General features: G+C 34.3%; 18 protein-coding genes. 8 read left to right on the top strand and 10 right to left on the bottom strand.

The features are described from left to right. Positions 1-423: 423 nt before the first annotated feature. The 4 genes from secDF to FA045_RS10845 form a co-directional block, all read right to left on the bottom strand. On the bottom strand, positions 424-3,387 hold the full coding sequence (gene secDF, locus FA045_RS10830) for a protein translocase subunit SecDF (protein WP_136877094.1): 2,964 nt from the start codon (positions 3,385-3,387) through the stop codon (positions 424-426). 109 nt (positions 3,388-3,496) lie between these two features. Next, entirely contained in the window at positions 3,497-3,985 is a 489-nt protein-coding gene (locus FA045_RS10835) for a dihydrofolate reductase (protein WP_136877095.1), read from the bottom strand. 108 nt (positions 3,986-4,093) lie between these two features. Continuing rightward, a complete protein-coding gene (locus FA045_RS10840) occupies positions 4,094-4,915 on the bottom strand; it encodes a thymidylate synthase (RefSeq protein ID WP_136877096.1) in 822 nt (273 codons plus the stop codon). Positions 4,916-5,062: 147 nt separating this feature from the next. Continuing rightward, positions 5,063-6,370: a Gfo/Idh/MocA family protein gene (locus FA045_RS10845; protein WP_136877097.1), complete on the bottom strand. Its 1,308-nt coding sequence runs from the start codon at positions 6,368-6,370 to the stop codon at positions 5,063-5,065. Between the two features lie 168 nt (positions 6,371-6,538). Between FA045_RS10845 and FA045_RS10850 the strand changes: the two genes are divergently transcribed. From FA045_RS10850 to FA045_RS10875, 6 genes are all read left to right on the top strand, one after another. Then, positions 6,539-7,129 carry a DUF1287 domain-containing protein gene (locus FA045_RS10850; protein ID WP_136877098.1) on the top strand — a complete coding sequence of 197 codons (591 nt, stop codon included), beginning with the start codon at positions 6,539-6,541 and terminating at the stop codon, positions 7,127-7,129. Between the two features lie 110 nt (positions 7,130-7,239). Then, positions 7,240-8,043 carry a 4-(cytidine 5'-diphospho)-2-C-methyl-D-erythritol kinase gene (gene ispE / locus FA045_RS10855; protein WP_136877099.1) on the top strand — a complete coding sequence of 268 codons (804 nt, stop codon included), beginning with the start codon at positions 7,240-7,242 and terminating at the stop codon, positions 8,041-8,043. A gap of 83 nt (positions 8,044-8,126) precedes the next feature. Further along, the gene (locus tag FA045_RS10860) at positions 8,127-8,543 is read left to right on the top strand and encodes an OsmC family protein (RefSeq protein WP_136877100.1); all 417 of its coding nucleotides are present in this window, start codon (positions 8,127-8,129) and stop codon (positions 8,541-8,543) included. 23 nt (positions 8,544-8,566) lie between these two features. After that, the gene (locus FA045_RS10865) at positions 8,567-8,773 is read left to right on the top strand and encodes a 2-oxoisovalerate dehydrogenase (protein WP_136877101.1); all 207 of its coding nucleotides are present in this window, start codon (positions 8,567-8,569) and stop codon (positions 8,771-8,773) included. 15 nt (positions 8,774-8,788) lie between these two features. Next, positions 8,789-9,016 (top strand): type II toxin-antitoxin system HicA family toxin, encoded by a 228-nt coding sequence (locus tag FA045_RS10870; RefSeq protein WP_136877102.1) that lies wholly within the window; start codon positions 8,789-8,791, stop codon positions 9,014-9,016. A 70-nt stretch (positions 9,017-9,086) separates the two neighbouring features. Further along, positions 9,087-10,253 carry a trans-sulfuration enzyme family protein gene (locus tag FA045_RS10875; protein ID WP_136877103.1) on the top strand — a complete coding sequence of 389 codons (1,167 nt, stop codon included), beginning with the start codon at positions 9,087-9,089 and terminating at the stop codon, positions 10,251-10,253. Positions 10,254-10,378: 125 nt separating this feature from the next. Here FA045_RS10875 and FA045_RS10880 read toward each other — a convergent pair whose 3' ends face one another. The 6 genes from FA045_RS10880 to tgt form a co-directional block, all read right to left on the bottom strand. After that, the gene (locus FA045_RS10880) at positions 10,379-10,654 is read right to left on the bottom strand and encodes a hypothetical protein (protein WP_225871323.1); all 276 of its coding nucleotides are present in this window, start codon (positions 10,652-10,654) and stop codon (positions 10,379-10,381) included. Between the two features lie 309 nt (positions 10,655-10,963). After that, the gene (locus FA045_RS10885) at positions 10,964-11,251 is read right to left on the bottom strand and encodes a LapA family protein (RefSeq protein ID WP_136877104.1); all 288 of its coding nucleotides are present in this window, start codon (positions 11,249-11,251) and stop codon (positions 10,964-10,966) included. A 38-nt stretch (positions 11,252-11,289) separates the two neighbouring features. Beyond that, positions 11,290-14,097, bottom strand: a complete 2,808-nt coding sequence (locus FA045_RS10890; protein ID WP_136877105.1) for a hypothetical protein — start codon at positions 14,095-14,097, stop codon at positions 11,290-11,292. A 1,024-nt stretch (positions 14,098-15,121) separates the two neighbouring features. Next, positions 15,122-16,024: a DMT family transporter gene (locus FA045_RS10895; RefSeq protein WP_136877106.1), complete on the bottom strand. Its 903-nt coding sequence runs from the start codon at positions 16,022-16,024 to the stop codon at positions 15,122-15,124. Beyond that, a complete protein-coding gene (locus FA045_RS10900) occupies positions 16,024-17,127 on the bottom strand; it encodes an LptF/LptG family permease (protein ID WP_136877107.1) in 1,104 nt (367 codons plus the stop codon). The genes FA045_RS10895 and FA045_RS10900 overlap by 1 nt, the downstream gene beginning before the upstream one ends. Next, positions 17,128-18,258: a tRNA guanosine(34) transglycosylase Tgt gene (gene tgt, locus FA045_RS10905; RefSeq protein WP_136877108.1), complete on the bottom strand. Its 1,131-nt coding sequence runs from the start codon at positions 18,256-18,258 to the stop codon at positions 17,128-17,130. Positions 18,259-18,394: 136 nt separating this feature from the next. On the opposite strand from tgt, the gene FA045_RS10910 reads away from it, so the two are divergent. Next, positions 18,395-19,516, top strand: a complete 1,122-nt coding sequence (locus FA045_RS10910; RefSeq protein WP_225871324.1) for a glycosyltransferase — start codon at positions 18,395-18,397, stop codon at positions 19,514-19,516. 38 nt (positions 19,517-19,554) lie between these two features. After that, entirely contained in the window at positions 19,555-20,190 is a 636-nt protein-coding gene (rsmG, locus tag FA045_RS10915) for a 16S rRNA (guanine(527)-N(7))-methyltransferase RsmG (RefSeq protein ID WP_136877109.1), read from the top strand. Positions 20,191-20,194 lie beyond the last annotated feature (4 nt).

Here is a 20,194-nt window from a genome sequence, read left to right on the forward strand (position 1 = left end):
TCTTTTGAATTTTACCCTATCAGCGTAAGAGGTTAAACGCAGTTTCTTTGTCTCCTCCGCCGCGGCGGAAGGGGCAAGACAGATAGAAGTTCTCACTCAATCATTCATAGGCTGAAGTTATTTTCAGCCTCTCCTAAGCATTTCTTGCTTTGTTATTTAAACCCGATTGCAACGAAAAGCTCCCGATTTTTTCATCGGGACTTGAAGTGGAAAGCGGGGCAGGAGCAGGCGATGAAATGCTGACATTATTTTACACCTCACCCTTTTAAAGTTAGTGGTTAAACGCAGTTCCTTCGTTCCCCTCTCCTTGAGGAGAGGGGCTTGGCAGACAGCATGCAAGCTCTAACCTTTCACGGGGTGAGGTCACAAAAAAAGGGTTCCGAAAAATCGAAACCCTGATATTCTTTTTAAAGATTAAATTAACTAAGCTTTTTTAGATGCTTCGTCTTTAGATAAATCGATTACAATTGGAGTAGAGATACATAATGATGAATATGTACCAATAATACGACCAATTAATAAGGCGAAAATAAATCCTCTAATGCTATCTCCACCAAAAATGAAGATTACAATTAATACGAAGAATACCGTTAACGAAGTTAAAATAGTACGACTTAAAGTACTGTTTAATGCGAAGTTGATTAAAGTATCACGTTCTGCACCATAAACATCTTCTTTTCCTTTTTCTGCCAAACGCTCACGGATACGGTCAAATACAACAACTGTTTCTGTCATGGTGTAACCCATTACCGTTAAAATAGCTGCAATAAAATCTTGTCCAATCTCTAAAGGGAAAGGTAAAACACCATCTAAAATAGTATAGAATGATAATACCAAGGCCACATCATGAAATAATGCGATAACCGCACCCAAACCATATTGCCATTTACGGAAACGAACCAAGATATAGATAAACATTACCAAACAAGAGAACAAAATTGCTCCGTAAGCTCCGTAAATAATATCATTTGCAATAGTTGGTGTTACTTTTTGAGAACTTTCAATTTCGTATTTAGCACCTAATTCTCCCAAACCTTTTCTTAATGCATTTTCTACAGTTTTATCAGCATTAGGATCTTGATCATTAATGTGGTAAGGAGTAGTGATTTTTAATGCATTATCAGTACCAGCAGTTTTAACCAAAGCTTCTTCGCCTTCAAAATTAGCTGATAATTTTTCTGCAACTTCTGAGGTATTCATTGGTTTATCGAAAGTAACCATGTACGTTCTTCCACCTTTAAAATCTACACCTAAGTGCAAGCCGTCATTTTTAATGTAAAATATAATACCTAAAGCAATAATTGCAGCAGAGATCATATAATATAACTTTCTGCGACCAACAAAGTTGAAAGCAATATTTTTAAATGCATTTCTAGTTACACTATTATCGAAAGAGATGTTAGCTTTTCTTTTTAACATCGATTCGAAAATAACTCTTGAAATTAATACGGCTGCAAAGAACGAAGTGATTACACCCACACAAAGCGTTACAGCAAAACCACGAACTGGTCCAGTACCAAATACTGCTAAAATACCACCTAAAATAAATAAGGTTACGTTAGAGTCGATGATAGACGACATGGCATGTTTAAAGCCTTCTTTAATAGCGGTAGCTGTGTTTTTACCTAAAGCGAGTTCCTCTCGAACACGTTCAAATATCAGGATGTTGGCATCTACTGATAAACCAATAGTTAATACGATACCAGCTATACCAGGTAATGTTAATACAGCACCAAATGCTGCCAACACACCCATTATAAAGAATAAGTTAATTACTAAGGCAATATTAGCAACCCAACCTGCTTTGTTGTAATACAAAGCCATAAATGCTAAAATAACAGCAAATGCAATTACAAATGAAGCTAAACCGCTATCAATTGCTTGCTGACCTAAAGAAGGACCAACTACATAATCTGATACGATTTTTGCTGGAGCTGGTAATTTACCCGCTTTTAAAATGTTTGATAAATCTTTAGTATCTTCTGGAGTAAAACTTCCAGAGATTGAAGAAACACCATTTGGAATTTCGTTTTGTACAGTTGGAGCAGAATAAACTGTATTATCTAATACAATTGCAATTGCTTTTTTGTTATTTGGATCTGCAGATGCATCAGCAGTAACTTTTTTCCATTTAGTAGCACCTTCAGAAGTCATGTACATGGTAACTTCTGGATTATTATTCTGATCGAATGAATCACGAGCATTAGCTACTGACTCGCCACCTAAATCTGGTTTGCCATCTAACGAAGTAACTTTAATTGCATATAATTCAAAAACCTTGTTTTTATCCATTGGTTTTAAACTCCACATGAATTTAAGTGTACCTGGAATTAAAGATTTAATATCTGGTCTAGCGAAATATGCATTCACTTTAGCCGTATCTTTTTGTAAAACCCAACCAACTACTGGTCCAGGGCGTAAAGCTTGCTGACCGTTTTCTGCTTGGTAAGTAGGAATGCTTAAAACTGCATATAATGGATTTTTCTTTGCAGCTTCTGCAGCTAAAGCAGTTGATGAAGTATCTTTTACTTTACCACCTTTCACCATATCGGCTAATTTACCACCTGTAGCTTTAGTTGTATCAACTGCAGCAGTTGTAGTATTAGCAACTGTATCTTTAACTGTTACAGCCAAAGTTTTATTGATGTTTTCTAAAATACCAACAACTTCTTCATTTTGGTAAACTTGCCAAAATTGTAACTCAGCAGAACCTTGTAATAATTTACGAACACGTTCTTTATCTTGTACGCCCGGCATCTCAATGAAAATTCTGTTAGAACCTTCTTGTTTTTGCATATTCGGACTAACCATACCAAAACCATCGATACGGCTACGTAAAATTACAAATGAACGATCGATAGCACTAGTAGCTTCTTTAGATAAATAACTTTTTACCTCAGCATTGCTAGCGTTAGCTTTTAATAAAGTAGTATTATCTTGATTAGCAAAAAAATCTGCTAATTTGCCGTTTGGAGCTAGTTTTTCATATTCACTTACAAATAAAGAGATGTAATCTTTACCACCAGCATTCATTTGCGTTTGTGCATTTTGTAATGCTTGGTTAAAAGTAGCATCGTTGGTATTGTTAGCTAAAGATTTGGTTAGCTCAGCTAATGAAATCTCCATGGTAACGTTCATACCACCTTTTAAATCTAGTCCAAGGTTAATTTCTTTACCTTTTACTTGTTGGTATGTTAAGCCTAAAACTGGATAAACTGGCTCATTAGCCATTGAATCCAAATATGATTTTTCTTTAACGGCATCGCCTTTGGCAAACGCTTTTGCGTCTTTTTCTACATTGTATGTAACCAAATTAAATGATAACGAATACAGACAAACAATACCTAATAGTATTGCCATAAATTTAATAAAACCTTTACCTTGCATCTTTTGTTGTGTAATTATTTCTTATTTGCTGTTTTTAAACAAGTCGGCAAATCTAATTATTTTTTTAAATAATAAGACTTGTTATTTAACTTTTGTTAAGGAAGTTGAGTTATATGCGTTCCAACGTTGAAAAAGTGTAAGCTACACTATTTTTTTCATCTGCTGGATGAAATTCTGAACTGATCTCTTTCCATTCATTTTTATTTAACTCAGGGAAATATACATCAGCCTCGTAAGTTTGGTGTACTGTTGTTAAATAAATTCTATCGGTAAACTGTATTGCATGTTTGTAGATTTCTGCCCCACCAATTATAAAAACTTCATTTTCACCTTCGCAGAGCGATATTGCGGCGTTTAAGCTATTTACTACTTCTACATTTGATATTTGAAGATCAGTTGCTCGGGTAATTACAATATTTCTTCTATTTGGTAAAGGTCTACCAATAGAATCGTAAGTTTTTCGGCCCATTATTATGGTATGCCCCGATGTAATTTCTTTGAAATGTTTTAAATCAGCAGGTAAATGCCAAAGTAATTGATTGTCTTTACCAATGGCATTGTTTTCTGAAATGGCTACTATGATGGATATTTGGTTCATTGGTTCATTGGTTCAAGAGGGACATCTTTCGTCATTGCGAGGTACGAAGCAATCTTAAAGCGATTTGCTAAAAGGAGATTGCTTCGTACCTCGCAATGACGATTTAATTTATACAGCAACAATCCCCTTAATATGTGGATGTGGATCGTAATTATCTAATGTAAAATCCTCAAACTTAAAATCGAATATGTTTTTTACCTCAGGATTTATTTTCATTGTTGGTAAAGGTCTTGTTTCTCTACTTAATTGTAAGTTAGCTTGTTCGATATGATTATTGTATAAATGTGCATCGCCCAGGGTATGTACAAAATCACCGTACGCTAAATCGCAAACTTGGGCAACCATCATTGTTAAAAGCGCATAAGATGCAATGTTAAAAGGAACGCCTAAAAAGATATCCGCACTGCGTTGGTATAATTGCAAACTAAGCTTTCCCTTAGTTTCCCCCTTCAGGGGGTCAGGGGGTGCTACGTAAAACTGAAAAAATGCGTGACAAGGAGGTAGAGCCATATTTTCAACTTCAGCAACATTCCATGCAGAAACAATTATCCTTCTAGAATCTGGATTGTTTTTAATGGTATTGATGATTTGGGTGATTTGATCGATCGATTCGCCGTTTGGTTTTGGCCATGAGCGCCACTGCGAACCATAAACTGGACCTAAATCTCCATTTTCATCCGCCCATTCATCCCAAATGCGTACGCCATTTTCTTTTAAATATTTGATGTTCGTATCGCCGCTTAAAAACCAAATTAGCTCATGTATAATTGATTTTAAATGCAGCTTTTTAGTAGTTACCATCGGGAAACCATCTGCTAAATTAAATCGCATTTGATATCCGAATACGCTTATCGTTCCAGTTCCAGTACGATCGTGTTTTTGTGTGCCATTATCCAGCACATGCTGCATTAAATCTAAATATTGTTTCATACCCCAACCCCTAAAGGGGCTTTTATTTTTAATTTAAGCAAAACTATAAATTTATACCTTTTTTATTGTCTTGGTTTTTCCACAATATGAAAATTTAAGCTTGAAAAATGATTAAAGACCTTAAATCTGTTTAAATTAAGAAATTACTTAAACCGAAGGCATCTTATAGCCGTTATTGTAGGCAGCTGCAAGAAACTTATTTGCCTCACTATCTGTAAATTTGTTTTTTTCTGCATCCCAGTATATTTTTTTGCCTAATCTATAAGCAATGTTTCCCATTTGGCAAATTTTTGCAATGTGCGATCCAACGTCAATTGAGGCATTTAGGTTCTCGAGTTTTCTAGATTGTATCACATCTAAAAAGTTACTAGTATGCTTTTCTAAACCATTATCAAGAGATTTTTGAAACTCTACACGTTCAATTTTATCTTTTCCACTTTCTCTTTCGGGTATAACTTCCCAGCCTTGTCTGTTTACCACCAATGTGCCGTTATTTCCAATAAATGCAACACCATGATCTCTGCTGTAAGGTCCACCGTTTATGCCAGTTGCGTGTTCCCATTGCAAATTGAAATCTTTAAACTGATAAATCGCAGTTAAAGTGTCTGGTGTTTCAGATGCATCATCAGGATTTGCGAATTTACCTCCAGAAGCTACGATACTAATGGGTGTTTCGGCTTTCATGCCAAGTAAAGCAAAGTCAATCATGTGTACACCCCAATCGGTCATTAAACCACCAGCATAATCCCAGTACCATCTAAAATTAAAATGAAAACGATTTCGATTAAATGGTCTGTTAGTGGCTGGTCCAAGCCATGTTTTATAATCTACGCCTTCAGGTACAGCTGTGTCGGGTACAATTGGAGTGGCTTTCATCCATCCTTGGTAGGCCCAAGCTTTAACCAAACGCACGTTGCCTAATTTGCCAGAGTGAACATAAGCCATAGCATCTTTAAAATGTTGCTGACTTCGTTGCCATTGGCCAACTTGCACCACTTTATTGTACTTTTTTTGGGCAGCAACCATCAAGTTGCACTCATGTATAGAGTTGCCGGCAGGTTTTTCTACATAAACATCTTTGCCAGCTGCCAAAGCATCAACCATCATTTTACAATGCCAATGGTCTGGAGTGCCGATTACAATTACATCAATTTCTTTGTTAGTTAATAGTTTTTGATAGTCGCTTACGGAAGAAACTATAATATTTCGTTTTGCTAATTCTGCTGTTCTTTTGGTTAAAACGTTTTCATCAACATCACACAATGCAACACATTCGGCTCGTGGGTCTTTTAATAAAGCGTTTAAATTAGACCAGCCCATTCCATTTACACCAATTACTGCAAAGCGGATTTTATCAACCAAACCATTGGCAAATAGGTTAAGTGGAGCAACTGATGATAAAGTTGTACCGGCTAAAAACACTGTAGTCGATTGAATGAAATTTCTGCGTTTCATATACTTTCTGGTTATTTTAATAAGTGATTACACAAAATAATAGATCATTAGTTTATAAATATATCGCATTTGATTAAAATTGTAGTCTTTAGGTTCGATTATAAAATCTTTATTTTTCCGAAAAGCACATAAATTTTGTAGATTTCACTAGAATTTGTAGCTGTTAATATGCGTAAAAAACTTATTATTTTCGCTTTATTGTTATTTGTAACTGTTCAAAGTTTTGGTCAATCAGTAAAGGCATTAAAACTTTCAGCTGCTGCTATTGCTTTAACCAAGCAAAAAGTAGTTTATGATCCTGCTTATTTTAGTATTACTTACCCAAATGGCGATGTGCCTGCCGGAAAAGGTGTTTGTACTGATGTAGTAATCAGGGCTTATCGCTCTGCTTTTAACATCGATTTGCAAAAGGAAGTTCATGAAGATATGAAGCCAAATTTTAAGTTATATCCTAAAAACTGGGGAAGAAAAACAACCGATAGAAATATTGATCATCGGAGAGTTTATAATTTAATGGTTTTCTTTAAGCGTAAAGGTTCAGTAAAACCTATGACAAAAAATGGTTCAGATTACAAGCCGGGCGATATTGTATGTTGGAATTTGAGTGGTGGAATTTCTCATATCGGTTTGGTGGTTAATAAAAAATCGCCCGATGGCAAACGCTATTTAATTGTGCACAACATTGGCGCAGGACAAGTAATAGAAGATGTGCTGTTTGATTGGAAGATTATTGGCCATTATACTTATCGGTTAACCTAATTTACGAATTACGATTTTAGATTTACGATTTCGAAGTGCCTTAAAAGATTCTACTTTCTTTGTATCTTTGAAAAATCTAAAATCGTCAATCTACAATCTAAAATCAAAAGATGTTAACTTTTGCAAACGCTAAAATAAATTTAGGTCTATTCCTCACAGAAAAAAGGGCAGATGGTTACCATAATTTGCAAACTGTTTTTTATCCCATTAAAATACATGATGTAGTAGAGCTAATTGATGCCGATGAAACTTCGATGTTAATTAAAGGAATCGATATTCCTGGCGATGCTAGCGATAATATTTGTTTAAAGGCATTTAAGACACTTCAAAAAGAGTATAATTTACCTCATCAGCAAATTGTTTTACTAAAAAATATTCCGGTTGGTGCAGGTTTAGGGGGAGGTAGCTCGGATGCAGCTTTTTTAATGAAATTGGTTAATCAGAAATTTAATTTGGGATTGTCTGATGAGCAAATGGAGGAATATGTTAAGCCATTAGGTGCAGATTGTGCGTTTTTCATTAAAAATAAACCAACTTATGCGTTTGCCAAAGGCGATGAATTTGAAGAGCTTGCCATCGATTTGTCGACTTACTTTTTGGTTTTAGTAAAACCACCAGTGCATGTTTCTACAGCGCAGGCTTACAGTAAAGTAAAGGTAAAACAGCCTTCTACTTCTCTAAAAGATTTGATACATTTGTCGCTACAAGATTGGCAAATTCATGTTTTAAACGATTTTGAGCCTTCTGTTTTTGCAAATTATCCAGAAATTGACAAAATAAAAACTCAGCTTTATCAAGCAGGTGCTAAATTTGCATTAATGAGTGGCAGCGGATCTTCGGTATTTGCAATATTTGAAAAAGAAGTAAAACTGCCAGATTTAGAGAAAGATAATTTAGTTTTTTACGATTTATAACACTGCTCGTCATCCTCAATTTATTTCAGGATCTTTTAAAACTGATGCTGAAACAAGTTTAGCATGACGATGAGGCAAAAAAAATGGAAATCAACCTGATCCGCAAAAGCGGAAAATTTAATTTTGAAGCAGAAAACGAAACTGGTTTTACCGTTGAGTTAGATGCAAACCCTGCAATTGGCGGCGAGGGTAAAGGTTTTAGGCCTATGGAAATGTTATTGGTAGGTTTAGGCGGTTGCAGTGGTATTGATATGGTTAATATCCTCACCAAGCAGAAGGAAGATTTAGCTGATATTAAAATCAATATTAAGGCGAGTAGGGTGCAAGCTGAACCAGCCATTTTCGAAGAAATTAATATTCAATTTAACTTAACAGGAAATTTAAGTGTAGCGAAAGTAGAACGAGCCTTACAAATGACCTTTGATAAATATTGTTCTGTTTCTAATATTTTAGGCAGATCAGCAACCATAAATTTTAGTTATAGCATTAATCAAGCTTAAATTTTTATCATTATCTTTGAATTATGAATGAAGTATTTTTTCTTGTTGAGGAAGCTGTGGAAGGCGGATATGTAGCAAAAGCGCTAGGAGAATCTATATTTACCGAAGCAGATACGATTGATGAATTAAAAGCTAACATCAAAGAAGCAGTTCAATGTCATTTTGATGAGGATAAAATGCCTAAAATTATCAGGTTACATTTGGTGAAAGAGGAGTTGTTAACGCTATAATATGTTAATCAATTAATGAAGATACCACGTAACTTATCAGGCAAAGAACTCGTTAAAATATTGGAGAAATTTGGCTATGAAGTTAGTAGAAAAAAAGGAAGCCATGTTAGGCTAACGCACTTTCAGAAAGGTTTACATATCACCATACCTATGCACAACCCACTAAAATTAGGAACACTTTCAGGTATTTTGACTGACGTTTCTGAACAATTGAATATTTCAAAAGAAGAAATCCTAAAATAAATAATCTTTAAAGGATATGATTACTACCTAAGGTCTCAAATCTCATATCTCAATACTCATATCTCATAAAATGTCCCAAAATTTCGAAACCATAGCCATTCGTACCCAAACAGAAAGAAGCTCGCACAAAGAGCATTCATCGCCTATTTACTTAACCTCGAGTTATAAGTTTGATGATGCCGAAGAGATGCGTGCTTTATTTGCAAATGAAAAAGAGGGAAACGTTTATAGCCGTTACTCTAATCCAAATACATCAGAATTTATTGAAAAGATGTGTTTATTAGAAGGAGCTGAAGATGGTTTTGCAACCGCAACTGGCATGGCTTCTATCTTCACTACATTTGGTGCTTTCTTAAAAAGTGGCGATCATATTGTGTCTAGTCGCTCGGTATTTGGTTCAACACATCAATTATTAACTAATGTGTTTTCTAAATGGGGCGTTACTTTTGATTATGCCCATTTAGACAAACCAAAAGAATGGGAAGCTTTGATTAAGCCAAATACGAAGATGATTTTCGTAGAAACGCCATCAAACCCAGGTATTGATATTATAGATTTGGAGTTTTTAGCAGCTTTGGCCAAAAAACACAACCAGCTATTGGTAGTTGATAATTGTTTTGCTACGCCTTATTTACAGCAGCCTATTAAATTAGGAGCACATATTTCTATCCATTCGGCCACTAAATATATAGACGGACAAGGGCGTGTTTTGGGTGGAGTAATTTTAGGTAGCAAAGCTTTGATTACTGAAGTGATGAATTTTGCCCGTCACAGCGGTCCATCTTTATCTCCATTTAACGCATGGATTTTATCTAAAAGTTTAGAGACTTTAGCCGTACGCATGGATCGCCATTGTGAAAACGCATTAAAAGTTGCCGAATATTTAGAAACTCACCCAAAAATTAAATTGGTAAAATATCCGTTCTTAAAGTCACATCCTCAATATGAAATTGCTAAAAAGCAGATGAAACAGGGTGGCGGCATTGTAACCATTGTGGTAAATGGTGGGGTAGATGGCGCTCGTAAATTTATGGATGGCTTAAAAATGTTCTCTATTTCTGCAAATTTAGCGGATACTAGATCTATCGCAACCCACCCAGCAACAAGTACACACAGCAAATTAACCGAAGAAGAACGTAATATTGTGGGTATTGAGCAAGGCTCTATCCGTTTATCTATCGGTTTAGAGCATATTGATGATATCTTGAAAGATATTGAATTGGCACTAGCAAACTAACTTCTTTTTTTTACGACTTATTTATACTGCCTGGTCTTAGCATCTAGCTAAGACCTACGTTTTTTGATATTTGATAAGTCTTAGCGAGAGGCTAAGACTAGATTAGTACTCTTCAGTTCTATTTTTTAACGAATAGGCGAATACCAATTTACAGGTTGTGATCTTAAATTTGAACCATCACTTTCGATGTGGTAAAGTAATAATGGTATTTTAAAATCTACCAATTGGTCTATTACTTGGGCTAATTTTTCTGAAAAGTCTAAGCTAGAGATGCCATCTTTAAGGTAAACATACACAACAGTTGCAGTTTTGAATTCAAAACGATCAATTTTGCTAGGCCATTTTTTACTAATCCTAGTTAAAAAGGCCGATATTTTTTTAGTTTCTATCGGATTTTCCATAAGCTTCGTTGCTTTATTTAAACATAACGAAACAAGATGAAAATGATTTGATTGTAACAGAACTTGTACGAATTTTTAATGTGGTTTTAATCTTAAAATTGCTTGTTTTTTGCACAATGCTTTGTGCTGTTAATAGTTGCACAATTTTTAGTTTAATTAACCCGATAGCAATGGAAAACCTTTTTTGCCGAAGGCATTTAAAAAAAAAGTTTGGAATGAATAGCGGGACTGAATTATCAAAAGAATTACAGGAATTGCTTACCTATAAAAATTTTTTGTACGATGAGTTAATTTTTTTACTTTATGGAGTTAACTAATATAATCTCTGTCTTCATCGCTCAAAGGAGATCTATTTTCTGTATTTACCGTATAGTTTTTCTCAATTTCGGCGTCTAAACTTGTCACTGTTTTACGTGGTCTGCCTACCAAAAAGCCCAAAATAAAACCAATTAAAATGCAAATACCGATTACTAATAGTTTAGAAAATGGTACAGGAGCACCGATTAAAAAATCGAAATCAACTGCATCGTTATTGATGATTAAAAATGTAGTGAGTAATGCTGTAATTACGATGATGAATATGGTTTTTGCTTTCATTTTTGTTTGTTTGTGTCCGTTTTACGGGATGTAAAGGTTTAAAAACTGTAATTAAAAGTAAACTCTAATATAGGGTTTTGGTTATAGATTTTGTTTACAAAAACCAATCTTGCTCCTAAATCTACAACAGGTTGGTAACGCAAAAGGTTTACACTACTACGTAATTCTAAGCCAAAAGTTTTAGGTTGTGTCAAATTTGTTTCGCTGCCAATGTTTTCATAGTGACTAAATAAACCTCCTCTAAAATTTCTGATGTAAGCCAACGAGCCAATTTCTGCATCAGGAAACGCAATTGGAAAGCGGTAATTGAAAAGTAATGTATTTTTTAATACACTTTTTGCGCTAATTTGTCCGTAGCCAAAAACAGTATTAATTTCATTATTTAAGCTTAAGGATCCGCTGCTTTCTTGAAAATTGTAACTTGTGGTAAAAGAATGATTTCTGGCAATGCCAGGGAAATAGAATAAACTTTCAAAAGCCAGCAAATCTCCAGTTAAGTTCTGGTCGAAAGGTTGGTTATAATAGCTAAACCTTATCGATTGGGCCCAACGAGGGGCAACATCCCGCTCTGCGGTACGAACACTATGACTAAATCCAATACCGTAACTCATCGGAAAATTGATGTTTTTACGAAACAAAGCTGCTTCCTTAGCTTCAAAATATCTCTGGGTGTAACTTGTGCCAACTTCAGCCAAAAAACTGTAAGAATGATTATATGCATTAATGCTTAGGGGTAAACTTGCTTTTAAATCAATAAAGTTTTCTCGCCAATTGGCTTCGTTTACCACGTCGTTTTGTCTATAAAAACCTATTCGAGGTCTATTTCTTAAAACAGCGGTAAAAATAGGATAGAGGCTTTTGTAAGAGAAACCGGCATTGTATTCAACTCTTCTTAAATCGCTGTGGTAGTTAATTCCTGTAAAAAAATCGAATGTGTTTAATAAATCATTTGATTTGAGTTGTAAACCAAATCTATCATTGTCATCAATTGTTGGACTAATGCTATGAAAATTAAATGAATTGGCCAGCGGGCGATATTTTTTGGCTTCAAATTTTTCCGTGGGGATATTGTCAAAAACATTTCCAGTGTTTTCTTGTCGCTCAGCTTCTTCCCCAAAATAAACAAATTGATTTTTTGTAATCGTTTGAGGTAAAATTTCTGTTTGAGCAATATCATAACCCGTAAGCTGAAAATTGTTAAATAATATAGAGCTGCCATCGAAGCTTAAACTAGGGTTAAAACTACCAAATTTTGCTGCCGTGAGCGCTATTATCTTTTTGTTTTCGATATCAACCTCATAAATGTTGTCGACGCCGCTTAAATGAGCGTTAAATGCGATTTTGTCTTTTAAAAATATTGGTCTGCTTAATTGCTGATTAGTTTCGGGGAAAATTTTTTTATTTACTCCATTTTCTGTCAACCAAAGTGATTTTCCTTTTTCGCTAACGCTGATGTAGGTAATTTTAGAACCATCACTGTTTAAAGCGGGTGTTTGCAAAATTGAATTTTCTGTATTTGGAATGGTTTCTAATATTTCTCCGTTTTGCGGATTAACCACAACTAAATTCGATTGATTGCTTAAATCTATTTGTACTGCAACGATTTTTTTTCCATCAGCTGAGATAGAAGGGGAGAAGAGCCTTGATTTAAAAGTTAATTGCTTTTTCTGTTTGCTTGCAAAATTATAAGTGCAAATTACGCTGTAGCTTCGTTGTTTATAACGTGGATCAACTCTAATCTCGTCCCAAACTAAAGTACCATTGGCATAACTAAGCCATGGTTGCTCTTGATAAGCGATTTTAAAGAGCTTCTCTTCGCTTTTATCAGCGTTGATTAATACAAAGCCTGGGGTTTCACTTTTGGTTTGTTTAAGCGTTAATATTTGGCCTTTTTTAATTTCTGTTGGCAAAAAATAATTGCTGGCAAATTTCGCAGTGCGATTGAGTGAAACATAATTTTCACTTGTCGTTTTTTCAGCTTGTTTTTGCCATTGCTGTTTTAGTTCGGCAATTGTTTTTTCGTAATATTTCTTTGTGTTATTACCAGCAAATTTTTTCAAGCTATTGGAGAAGGGGTAAAGTCGGAGAGGTCGTTTTTTTATATCGCTTAAAAGGCTATCGGCAATTCCTTTGCCAAACTCTTTTCTCAAATTAGAAACCATTAAATAACCGAGTTGATAATAACCAGCGGTGATGTCTTTATTAGAACCAAAATAATTTTTTGAGTACGAAAAATTTTTGCCGTTAAGGAGGGAAGTTCTGAAAGGCATAATCCATGAAGGTTGTCTTCCTCTTCCGGCATTGGTTAAAGAAGTTTCGATGCTCACTGCGTCTCCTTCAAAAAACCATAAAGGTACTGCTGCTCCTAAGTAGGCGAAATAAATTTCTTCAGGAAAAGGCTTGGATTTGACGCCTGTAATTTTATCGAATTGAGCAACGTGTCTAAGTTCATGAACGGCTAAGTTGTTTAGCCAATCTTGACTGTCGAATTGCTGCGGAGGAGTGGTGTAAAATTGTGAATTTTTTGGAGCCAATTGAACGAAGCCATTTGCTACAGTTCCGCGGTTTTGTAAAACGATTGGAATTGCAGTTTTTTGGAGGCTTAAACTGTTGGCAACTGAAGGATAAATTTTAGCGATGGTATTAGCCATTCTTTGAGCTTCGTTTTCTAATTCGATAGGGTAAATGATTTTAAATCCATTTGTTTGTATTTGTCTCCATTTTACACTAAGTGGATTTTGTTCACTGTCGAAAATTTGCGAAAAACTACTTAGTGAAATAAAAGTTAATATGATTAGCGTTAAAGTGCTGATTTTTAAATTTATATATAAGTAATTTAATTTCATATTTACTGATTGCTAATTTATTTAGTTTTTTAAATCTTTTGATGTTTTGTTTTTGTTAATTTATACTTTATCTATTATGTTTTAAATATTTGATAATAAGATAATTACTTAAATTAATAAATGTTGTGCTATTCGCTATAATTCCTAATAATTTGCTTTTTTTTAACAAGGTCTCAAAAATTTTTTATAAAAATTTAAGTGGTTAAAATTATGGAGTTAATATACACTTATTCTATCATATTTAAGGTTGATTTTTTCTGCACAATCCAAATTTATTTAAAATTTGTGTTGATAATTATTAACTTTTATCTGAATATTGGGAGCTAAAATGTTTCTTTTTGAGCAGTTTTTTTTGTTTTTTAAGCTATTTTTTACCGTCAAATTGATCAAAAAATCAGCTTGTTTTTCATTTATTTTTAGGGTTGTATTTCGCCTATTTTTTGCTGTTTTTCAAGTTAGATTTGAGCTCCAATTTTGCCTAAATTTTGTCTTATTTTTCCTATCCCCTACCCCATAGAATTGAGCAAAATAGTTAGGTATTTAGCTTTAATGTAAATGGTAAATCAACAGTTTTTTACCTTTTATTTTACGGATATTACATTGATTTTAATATTAGAAATCAGTGATTTTAAGCCATGTTTAAGCTTGGATATTTGCTGGGTATTAAGAAACTTTACAAATTTAGAATTGATTTTTTAACCAAAATAGGAGACATAATTTTTGATTTTAGCGGACTAAATTCACATGATTAGGTATCTATTTAGTGCTTATTATAATCATTTTTTGCCCTTGATAGACTGTTTTAAGAGGTAGTTAATATTGTTTAATAAGGTGAGTTTGCGCTTAATTTAAATTTAAAATAAAAGCTATAAAGATGGGTTTTCGGTTGATGATAGACTTTAATATAAGGCAGGCAGGCAGGCGTATAAGCGTAACAAAGGAGCTATCTTTAGTGAATAGTACTGTTTTTTGCGCTTCAAAAATTAACAATAAATTGTAAGAAAATTGGTGCGATGGAGTGTAATTAAGCTTTGTTTCTTCGCTTTTTATAGATCGGATATATGAATACAGCAGCAAGAATTAATAGTGATCCCGCATAAAATCCGGCTGTCATTTTTTCTTTATTTCCGAATAATAAAAGTGCCAAAAGAATACCATAAACGGGTTCTAAATTGGTAACTAACGCCACCTTAAAAGCTGATAAAGTTCGCATAACTCCAACACCAGCAACGTAGGCTAATGCAGTGCAAATGGTGCCTAAAACAAATAAGTAAAACCAGTCTGTAGTACTTAAATTAAAGGTCTCAGCTTGTAAACTTTGATCAAAAAGGCGATATAAAGTGATCCAGAAAAAGGCGCCAGAAATCTCGTAAAAACCAATAATGCTTGCTTCAGTTTTTTGAACAAAAGTTGAGTTTATGGTAGAAAATACACTGGCTGCCAATGCGGCTAATAAACCAAAAATGATACCCGTTGTGTATTGTGCTTCAAATTTAAAGATGAGATAAATGCCTAATATGATGACTAATCCGATAAAAATATCGCCTTTAGATATGTTCTGTTTTTTGGCTAAGGGCTCAATAATAGCCGTGAATAAAGTTACTGAAGAAAGACAAATCAATCCAACAGATACGTTTGACACTTTAATAGAATGGAAAAAAAAGATCCAATGTATGGCAACTATAGCTCCTGTAAAAAAGAATTTCAGGAATTGGCTTTTTGTAATTTTGATGTTTGTTTTGCTAAGCATGAAATAAGCGAATAAGCTTAAACTAGCAATTAAAACCCTGTACCACACCATTTGCACAGCGTTGATAGAAATAAGATCGCCTAAGATGCCAGTAAACCCCCAAATAAATACTGTAGCATGTAAAATAAGTAGATTTTTGTTGGTTTGGAAGTAACTTTTTCTGGCTGTATTGCTCATTATTTTGGGGCTCTTCTTAATAAATATATGCCTAATAAACCAAAAAATATGGTAGGCAGCAGCACGGCCAATAATGGAGGAAAGCCACCTTTGGTAGAGAACATTTTAGCAAACTGATTAAATACGATATAAGCAAAACTTAAAATAATGCCTATGCCGAGCGGTAAGCCAACACCACCTCTTACCTTACGTGATGACAAAGCTACTCCAATTAATGTAAGTACATAGGCAGAAAATGGCTGAAACCACCTTTTGTATTGCTCAAAAAGTAAATCGCTCATGATACCTGAACCTCTGATTTTTTCTTTCTGAATTTTTTCTGATAACTCGCCGTTGCTCATGCTTTCAAAAACGTTTTGGTAAGCAGAGAAATCATCGGGTCTCATATCTAAAATGGTGTCTTTTTGCGCACTAATGCCATAAGCCATGGTTTCTTTAAAGCCATCAATATTTCTGGTAGAATAATTAGTCATTTTCCAAACTCTTTTTACCGAATCCCAAGCTATTTGGTCGGCAACAAGCTTTTTCTTGATCTCATCGCCTTTAAATTTATCTAAAGAGAAGCGATAGCCAATATTCGTTTTATTGTCAAAGCTTTCAATATAGATGTAGGTATTGCTATCGATTTTCATGTGAATGTTAGCCTTTGTAAAAGGATCATTCTTGTGTACAACTTCGTTCTCGAACTTGTTTTTAATTCTATTGGTATAAGGTAAAACGTATAAATTACTCGCTAAATTTGCCGTAAAGATGATAGATGCTGAAATAAAATAAGGGCGCAAAAAACGGTTAAAACTAACACCACCGCTCAAAATTGGTACAATTTCGGTTTGATCGGCCATTTTTGCGGTAAAAAATATTACTGCAATAAAATTAATTAACGGCGAAAGCATGTTTACATAAAATGGTATTGAACCTGCGTAGTATTGCGTAATTACTTGCCAAATATTTAGGTCTGCTTCTAAAAAATCATCCAGTTTTTCTGATAAATCGAAAATTACAATAATAACTACGAACAAAATAAGCGTATAGATGAAAGTACCTAGGTATTTGCCTATGATAAAACTATCTATAATTTTTGTACGTCGTTTAATTGCCTTCATTTATAATTTTGTGCCTAATATGGTTACCATTTTGTTTTTCCAAGCGTAAAATTCGCCAGAAATTATTTTTTCTCTGGCTTCGTTAACCAACCAAAGGTAAAAATGTAAGTTATGTAACGTAGCAATTTGGGCGCCAAGCATTTCTTTAGAGTGCATTAAATGTCTCAAATACGCTTTAGAATATACCTGATCGGCATGTAAATCACTATCAGCATCTATAGGAGAGAAATCACTGGCCCATTTTTTATTGGTAATGTTAATCATCCCGTTTCGGGTAAATAACATTCCGTTTCGGGCGTTTCTGGTAGGCATTACACAATCAAACATATCTACACCTAACGCAATATTCTCTAAAATATTTACTGGTGTACCAACACCCATTAAATAACGAGGCTTATCAACAGGTAATATATTACATACTACTTCCGTCATTCCATACATTTCTTCAGCTGGTTCACCAACAGACAAACCACCTATTGCATTGCCTTCTCGATCCATGGATGCAATAAATTCTGCAGATTTCATTCTTAGATCTTTATATACAGAACCTTGTACAATTGGGAAAAGTGTTTGGTCGAAACCGTATTTAGGTTCGGTAGTATCGAAACGATGGCAACAACGCTTTAACCAGCGATGGGTCATGTTAATAGAATTGGCAGCATATTTATAATCGCATGGGTATGGTGTACACTCATCAAAAGCCATGATAATATCTGCACCAATGGTTCTTTGTATATCCATAGCATATTCTGGTGTAAACAAATGTTTAGAACCATCAATGTGCGAGCGAAAGGTAACGCCTTCTTCTTTAATTTTACGGACTTTACTTAGCGAATACACCTGATAACCACCACTATCCGTTAAAATGGGTTTATCCCAACCTATAAATTTATGCAAACCACCAGCAGGTTCAATAATATCTAATCCTGGTCTAAGGTATAAATGATATGTATTGCCTAAAATAATTTGAGCTTTTATATCTTCCTTTAATTCTTTTTGATGCACTGCTTTCACTGTTCCGGCAGTACCAACAGGCATAAATATTGGGGTTTGGATATCGCCATGTGCTGTAGTAATTGTTCCAGCCCTGGCTTTAGAAAGTGGGTCGCTTGCCTGTAAATTAAATTTCATATTTGTGTGTAATCCGCTTCGAAAAATCATACAAAAGTAGCAAGAATATTCCTTTTTATGGGTTACGAATTTTTTATCAACATAAAGCGGCATTACAGATTAAAAATGAGAGATTTGCAGCTTTTAAAACTAGATTGTGGAATTTAATATAATAGAGATTTGCTTGTTGGGTGGATTGGTTTTTTGTTTATTAGTGCAGTTGTATTTTAGTTTGTTTGTTCATCTAAAATTAGCAAATGTTAAAATAAATCAAGTAAATGAGCAACAACAGCAAGCCATTAGCGTAATTATTTGTGCCAGAAATGAGGCGGAGAATTTAAAACAGTTTTTACCGCATATACTTAGCCAAAATTACCCAAATTTTGAGGTAATTGTAGTTAACGATCGCTCATGGGATGGAACTGCAGATATTTTAGAAAAATTTGAAAAGAGCTTTTCACATTTAAAAGTTGTTACTGTTGCTGATGGAGATAAATTTATTGCAGGTAAAAAGTTTGCAGTTACCATGGGCATTAAAGCAGCTAGCAACGAATGGTTGGTGTTTACTGATGCAGATTGCGAACCAGCATCAACAAACTGGCTTGCTGAGATGCAACCTCCTTATAATGAAAATACAGCATTGCTATTAGGTTATTCGCCATATTTTAAAAGAAAAAGTTTAATAAATGTGTTAATTAGGTTCGAGACCTTTTTTACGGCGGTTAACTACCTATCTTTTGCCCTAAAAGGAATGCCTTACATGGGCGTTGGTAGAAATATGGCTTATAAAAAATCTTTGTTTTTTAAAAATAAAGGTTTTGCAGCGCACATGCACATCCCATCGGGTGATGATGATTTGTTTGTAAATGCAAATGCAAATTCAATTAATACGGAAATCAGAATCCATCCCGAATCACATGTATGGAGCGAGCCAAAAACCTCACTCTTTGCTTATTTACGCCAAAAGAAAAGGCATTTTGGTGCAGGTAAAATGTATAAATCGAAGCATAAGTTTATATTGTCTGCTCAGATTATCATTCAGTTTGCTTTTTATGTCTTAGGGATAACACTATTGTTTTTTCCATCTACCTTATATATTGCATTAGGCATATTTGGCTTCAGTATTTTAATCAGAAGTTTCATCTATCCTAAATTATTAAAACGTTTAAATTATGGCGAATTAAGATGGTGGTTTCCAATTTTAGATGTTATTCTTTTTGTTTTTTTAGTGCTTAACGGTATTCTGTCTATATTTGTGAAGAAAGTACAGTGGAAATAAACCCCAAACCCCTAAAGGGGCTTTAATTTTAATACAAAATGTCTGAAGTTAAACCTGATATCATTTTAAAATACTTTAAAAACTTAACAGAAGAGCAAGTTTCACAATTTTCGCAATTGTACGAATTGTATAGTTTTTGGAATGCGCAAATCAATGTAATATCGAGAAAAGATATTGATGAATTGTACGAAAGACACATTCTTCATTCTTTAGGCATCGCCAAATTTTGCGAGTTTAAAGCAGGCGAAAAGGTTTTAGATGTTGGTACTGGCGGAGGTTTTCCGGGAATACCATTAGCAATCATGTTTCCAGAAACTCAATTTCATTTGGTTGATTCGATTGGCAAAAAGATAAAAGTAGTTACTGAAGTTGCAGCGGCTTTAGGCTTAAAGAACGTTACAGCTAGTCATTTAAGGGCTGAGCAAGTCCCAGATAAGTATAATTTTGTAGTTTCAAGAGCGGTAACCAGATTGATAGACTTTTATCCTTGGATACAAAATAAGTTTGCCAAAGAAAACAAAAACGCCATTCCGAATGGGATTTTGTATCTAAAAGGGGGCGATTTAAACGAAGAAATTAAAGAATCAAAACTGAAAGCAGAGTTGTATCCGCTTTCAGCTTATTTTGAAGAAGAGTTTTTTGAGACTAAGTTTGTGGTTTATATACCTCAGTAGTTAA

This window comes from Pedobacter cryotolerans (genome assembly GCF_005116475.1).
Classification (GTDB): Bacteria; Bacteroidota; Bacteroidia; order Sphingobacteriales; family Sphingobacteriaceae; genus Pedobacter; species Pedobacter cryotolerans.

What these genes read in the sequence shown, in the direction of transcription:
- secDF (WP_136877094.1), bottom strand. Translation starts at nt 3,387, where the DNA reads ATGCAAGGTAAAGGTTTTATTAAATTTATGGCAATACTATTAGGTATT.
- FA045_RS10835 (WP_136877095.1), bottom strand. Translation starts at nt 3,985, where the DNA reads ATGAACCAAATATCCATCATAGTAGCCATTTCAGAAAACAATGCCATT.
- FA045_RS10840 (WP_136877096.1), bottom strand. Translation starts at nt 4,915, where the DNA reads ATGAAACAATATTTAGATTTAATGCAGCATGTGCTGGATAATGGCACA.
- FA045_RS10845 (WP_136877097.1), bottom strand. Translation starts at nt 6,370, where the DNA reads ATGAAACGCAGAAATTTCATTCAATCGACTACAGTGTTTTTAGCCGGT.
- FA045_RS10850 (WP_136877098.1), top strand. Translation starts at nt 6,539, where the DNA reads ATGCGTAAAAAACTTATTATTTTCGCTTTATTGTTATTTGTAACTGTT.
- ispE (WP_136877099.1), top strand. Translation starts at nt 7,240, where the DNA reads ATGTTAACTTTTGCAAACGCTAAAATAAATTTAGGTCTATTCCTCACA.
- FA045_RS10860 (WP_136877100.1), top strand. Translation starts at nt 8,127, where the DNA reads ATGGAAATCAACCTGATCCGCAAAAGCGGAAAATTTAATTTTGAAGCA.
- FA045_RS10865 (WP_136877101.1), top strand. Translation starts at nt 8,567, where the DNA reads ATGAATGAAGTATTTTTTCTTGTTGAGGAAGCTGTGGAAGGCGGATAT.
- FA045_RS10870 (WP_136877102.1), top strand. Translation starts at nt 8,789, where the DNA reads ATGAAGATACCACGTAACTTATCAGGCAAAGAACTCGTTAAAATATTG.
- FA045_RS10875 (WP_136877103.1), top strand. Translation starts at nt 9,087, where the DNA reads ATGTCCCAAAATTTCGAAACCATAGCCATTCGTACCCAAACAGAAAGA.
- FA045_RS10880 (WP_225871323.1), bottom strand. Translation starts at nt 10,654, where the DNA reads ATGGAAAATCCGATAGAAACTAAAAAAATATCGGCCTTTTTAACTAGG.
- FA045_RS10885 (WP_136877104.1), bottom strand. Translation starts at nt 11,251, where the DNA reads ATGAAAGCAAAAACCATATTCATCATCGTAATTACAGCATTACTCACT.
- FA045_RS10890 (WP_136877105.1), bottom strand. Translation starts at nt 14,097, where the DNA reads ATGAAATTAAATTACTTATATATAAATTTAAAAATCAGCACTTTAACG.
- FA045_RS10895 (WP_136877106.1), bottom strand. Translation starts at nt 16,024, where the DNA reads ATGAGCAATACAGCCAGAAAAAGTTACTTCCAAACCAACAAAAATCTA.
- FA045_RS10900 (WP_136877107.1), bottom strand. Translation starts at nt 17,127, where the DNA reads ATGAAGGCAATTAAACGACGTACAAAAATTATAGATAGTTTTATCATA.
- tgt (WP_136877108.1), bottom strand. Translation starts at nt 18,258, where the DNA reads ATGAAATTTAATTTACAGGCAAGCGACCCACTTTCTAAAGCCAGGGCT.
- rsmG (WP_136877109.1), top strand. Translation starts at nt 19,555, where the DNA reads ATGTCTGAAGTTAAACCTGATATCATTTTAAAATACTTTAAAAACTTA.